Below are 4,641 nucleotides of genomic sequence, written 5' to 3'. Positions count from 1 at the left end.
GAAGATTTCGAAGTTTTCAAGAGTTTCCTTGCCGTTCCGTACCCGCGAAAGCTTGGACGTCATGCCGACTCTCCGGTAGATCGAACCACACACGAGCGATATGCGGAACTTTATCAGCCCAAAATTCGTACCGGACAGTGCTATTTGGCACAATGAACGCCTTTTCTTGCCCCCTGTGCAGGGCGGTGCCGCCGATCAGCGGTGCATGTTTCCTCCCGGCAACAGTGCTACCAGATCCGTTTCCAGCGCTGCTATCGTCTCTGCATGCTGGCCGGCCGGAAAGTCGCCCGGCAGATGCTTCTCAAGGGCACGGGCGATCTGCGCCGCTTCCCGCACCAGGAGAGCCGTAAGTTGCACGCTCTCGGCGGGCGTCCTGCCCGGCGCGTAGCCCAGGCTCAACGGGTCGAACGGCATGCCGGCGCCCAGCTTCGGCAGATATGTGGCTATCGACCAGAGCGGGCCAAGCATATGCGCCCGCGCCAGATCGAGCGCCGCATCGCCGTCCTCGCGGTAGTGGATGTCGAGCAGGGACAGCGTGGTCCAGTATTCCAGGTTCCCGAGCCATGCCAGGCCGAGCGCTACGGGATCCTCGATTTCGTTGGGATGTCCCTTGTAGGCGCAGGGGTCCAGGGGCAGCCGGTACGAAGGATAGGCGGGGTCGGCCTGCGGCAATCCCCAGATGTCCGGCTGCTGCCCGAACCCGGCGTGCCGGCCCATGAAGAGGTTCCTGAAGAAGTGGTAATGATCGATCTCGCCCTCCCCCTTGATGTCTTCGAGCTTGACCTTCCAGGTGTCCAGATCCGGATGCCGGTTGGTATTGGGAGTCGCCTGGAGTTCCGACACGAGGTCGATGATCGTCCCGTACAGGGTCCCGACATGGTTGGGCCTGATATCGCCGCCCAGCACGGTCCGGAGTTCGGCGAGGAAGCGGCGGTCTTCGGCCGACCGGGCCTGTCTGGTGTCCAGCGCGCCTTCCGGCGCTTCGGTGAAGACGTATTTGGCAAGGCTGTGCCGGCTCAGCGGTTCCAGGCGGAAGGGGAACGGGTAGAGGTCCGGTTCGTAGGGAAAGTCCTGGCGGCCCATATGCGGTGCGGCCCCCAGATCCACCAGGAGCCGGTTGACTGCGCCGAGATGCTGCATTTCCTGGACGGCGACGCCGACGAGATCGTCGGCGTTGGGGGCACCGGTCCCCCGAACCTGTTCGTATTCCGGCTTAAGGGAGAACGCGGCGTAGAGATACTGCACCATCAGGGCATGTTCGATCTCCGCGGCTTCGTGGAGCAGGCGCGTCAATTCCAGCTTCGGATGCATGAAATCGCGCACGATCCCGGCCTGTGCCGGTTCCAGTCCGGGGTCCGGTCGGATGGCGCCCTTATGTGCCGGTTTATGCGCCGGCTTGGCGGCAGCGACAGGAGATGGCTGAGCGAGATCGTAGAGAGCGGCGCAGGCGGCGGGCAGAACGATGCCCTGTGCGCCCGCCATCCCCAGGAACAAGCGGCGTGTCGGCATCGTCGATGTATTGACAGGACTCGTCTTATCGTCTCTCTTGCAGGAAAAAGACTTCATAGGAGACATCTTCAATAAACTCCCGTCGTTTTGCCTTTTCAAAGTCAGGTATTATTGGTCGAAATCCGCTTTTCGTTATGTGAGAATCGGCACTATCTTTGGTTTTATCAGTGGCCGCAATCCTGCCGATGCATCAACGGGAATGCCCGATGCAGCGTGCCCCAATTCCGGACATGCCGGCGCCTTCGCGGAGTCCGGGGTTACCGGCTTCCGCGAAGGCTTTTCAGGACCGGACCGTCCGGCAGACGGTTACGGAGTGCCGGCTTTCAGGCCGTTGTCGAAGATGTCGTTGGCGATGTCCAAGCCGAGCTTAACGCCGCCCACTTGCTTGGTATACTCGATGTCGGCGGGGTCCTTGAAGGTTTCGGGGTCGACCATCACGTCTGCCGCATCGAAAGCATCGAATATCCAGTGGACTCCGAGGAAGACGCGGCTCAGGCCGTTCTCGAAGATCGCATGCCACAGACTGTCGAAATGACGAACATGGCGTGGACGGACGGTCCCGTTGGTATCGACGCTGATGCCGTTCAACTCGTCCGAGACAAAGTCGAAGGCGATCGTATCCGGCGTCTGCGCGCCGGCAGCGATCTCGGCCGGAGTGAAATTGCCATAGAACCGGCGGATCATCTGCAAGGCGGAAGCGCCGAACGTGGCGTGGCCGGAGGGATAGGCCGGAAAGTTCGGCGTGAAGTTCCTGCCGCCCGGCTCGTTGGTCTTCGGCGCACCGAGGGGCAGCCAGAACGGATGGCATGCGGGATCGAGAGTGCTGGCGGGCATGCCGGTCGGCCCCATGGACCGATCGTGCTCCCTCACCCCCAGCACCGGCCGCCAGAGATCGTATCTGTACTTCTCGTGCCAGCAGAACTTCCCGGCGTCGGCCATCGCCACGTTGACGAGAGCGAACAGACGGGCGTTGGCGGCCTCGGAATTGTTCTTGCTTCGCGCGATTGTGCGCAGGATCTGATTGTAGAGCCGGGGCGGCGTCCCGATCGACTTGACGCCGTCATAGGCCCAGTAGACGCCGATCAGCGTATCCTTGGACAAGCGATCCGTCGTATTGAGGGCGGTGGCGCCGCCTTTCCTGATGACTTGATCCAGCGCCGCCTCGTAGCCGAGCGTGTCGGACATCGGCGGCGGGGCAAGCGTATGGCCGTTGAATGCAGCCATCGTCCGGGCTGTCGCACCATAGAACGGTCCGTAGAACCCTTGTCCGGGATTGTCCGGATCCTGCCGATGGTGACCATGGGCGAAGGAAGCTTCGTATTCCTTGTCGCCGACACCGGGTTCGTGCGGCTTGATCGCGAGACTGGCGAAGATCCGGTGTCCGACCGCCCGTCCGAATGCACCGCTGGCGGCGGCATCCGCGGCCGGGATCCCGGCGCCGAGAACGGCCGCTTCGAACTTCGCCCGCTGGCTCGGGTAGAGGGCCGACAGGGCGGTGCAGGCAGCGGCGGATACTGCGGCGGCTATGTTCGTTCTTTCGGAAATGGGGTTGCCCGGCGAACTCGGCGGCAGGGCCATGTAGAGGGGATGCCCGCCGTCGATAGCGAAGAAGGCGTCGTGCATGGCCAGATGAACGATCCCGAGCGCACGAGCGCTGAGCGTCGGGCCGGTCTGTTCGCCATTCGGGACCGAATGCGACTCGCGATTGGCCTCGAGCGCCACGGCATTCCAGTACAGGATGATGTCGGCTGCAGCGGATGCCGGAGACATCGTGGCAGCGGTGGATACTGCGGTCGTCGGAGGAGATTGCAGGTTGGTGACGGCTTCGTTGGGTGCCATGTTGCTGTTTCCTCATTGCAGTGAGGAAGATATCAGGCCAAATAATCAATGGAAAAAATGTGATTTTTCTCTCTGATTGAATGCGTTTTTCATCGGGTTATACTTAATAGATGAAACCTGAAATCCTCATATTCAAAACATTACGAAGTCTTGGCCTCTGGGATAGCACTTTGAATTTTTTTTGAGCCTCGGGAAGATATCGCCAAAAGCTGCAAGAAGCGGTGGTAAAAACCACTGGCTTGCTGGTCTTTCAAATGACAAGCAGGTCCTTGAAACCAGCACCTGCCTGTTGCCTTGAGGCTATCAGACCATACCGGTCAGGTAGCAGACGCCGATCATGGCGAACACCGCCGCCGCTGGCCATCGAGGCGACCCGGTGCAGCACTTCCAGCGGGACCCCTGCCGCATTGGCGCCTTCGATGAACCGGTCCGCCATGGCGGCCTTGGTGCGTCCGGCTAACTTGAGGATCACGCTGAAGCCGCGATACGCAACGCAAATAAGAAAGATCAGAGCCGCCGGGGCTGTGAGAAACGGTTATATTTCAGCATCAAGAACTATCGGGAGTTGGCTGGGCGGCTAGTCTCGTGCATCGGACGGACTGCAACTCCGGCCTCTTCCAGGGCGCTCCGGACGGCCCTGGCCATCGCGACGGCGGCGGGGCTGTCGCCGTGGATGCAGATCGTATCGGCCTTGACCGGAACCGTACTGCCGGACAGCGCCCGGACCGTGCCGGCCGTCACCATCTCCACCGTACGGCGGGCCGCTTCCTCCGGATCGTGGATCAGGGCGCCGGGCTGCCCGCGCGGGGCCAGACTGCCGTCGTCCAGATAGCCCCGGTCGGCGAAGACCTCGCAGGCCACGGCCAGACCGGCGGCATGGCCGGCCCGCTCCATCTCGCTGCCGGGCAGTACGACGAAGAGCAGGCCGGGATCGACGGCGCGGATCGCCCTGGCGATGGCGCCGGCAAGGGCGGCATCGGCCGCCGCCATGTTGTAAAGCGCGCCGTGCGGCTTGACGTGGGTGACGCGGTGGCCGGCCAGGGCCGCGACGCCTTGCAGGGCGCCGATCTGGTAGGCCACCATCTTCTCGATGTCGGCCGGGCTGTCGCCTGTGATCCGGCGGCGGCCGAAGCCCCAAAGATCGAAGAAGGCCGGATGGGCACCGATGGCGACGCCTTTTTCACGGGCGATCTTGGCAGTATCCGTCATGATGACGGGATCGCCGGCATGGAAGCCGCAGGCCAGGTTGGCGGAGGATACGATGTCGAGCATGGCCCCGTCGTCGCCCATGCT

4 protein-coding genes are annotated in these 4,641 nt (G+C 62.4%); all 4 read right to left on the bottom strand.

Annotated features, from left to right (window positions below; genetic code table 11):
• Positions 1–195: 195 nt before the first annotated feature.
• Positions 196–1,509, bottom strand: coding sequence for a ferritin-like domain-containing protein (locus AC5JJ6_RS35390; RefSeq protein ID WP_496046534.1), 1,314 nt, complete (start codon positions 1,507–1,509; stop codon positions 196–198).
• A gap of 306 nt (positions 1,510–1,815) precedes the next feature.
• Positions 1,816–3,348 carry a vanadium-dependent haloperoxidase gene (locus AC5JJ6_RS35385; protein ID WP_496046533.1) on the bottom strand — a complete coding sequence of 511 codons (1,533 nt, stop codon included), beginning with the start codon at positions 3,346–3,348 and terminating at the stop codon, positions 1,816–1,818.
• A 250-nt stretch (positions 3,349–3,598) separates the two neighbouring features.
• Positions 3,599–3,820, bottom strand: a complete 222-nt coding sequence (locus tag AC5JJ6_RS35380) for a hypothetical protein (protein WP_496046532.1) — start codon at positions 3,818–3,820, stop codon at positions 3,599–3,601.
• Positions 3,821–3,903: 83 nt separating this feature from the next.
• Positions 3,904–4,641: LamB/YcsF family protein (locus AC5JJ6_RS35375; protein WP_496046531.1), on the bottom strand; the 738-nt coding region annotated here is incomplete at its 5' end.

This window comes from Skermanella sp., from assembly GCF_059503625.1.
This window is presented reverse-complemented; position numbering and strand designations above follow the sequence as displayed.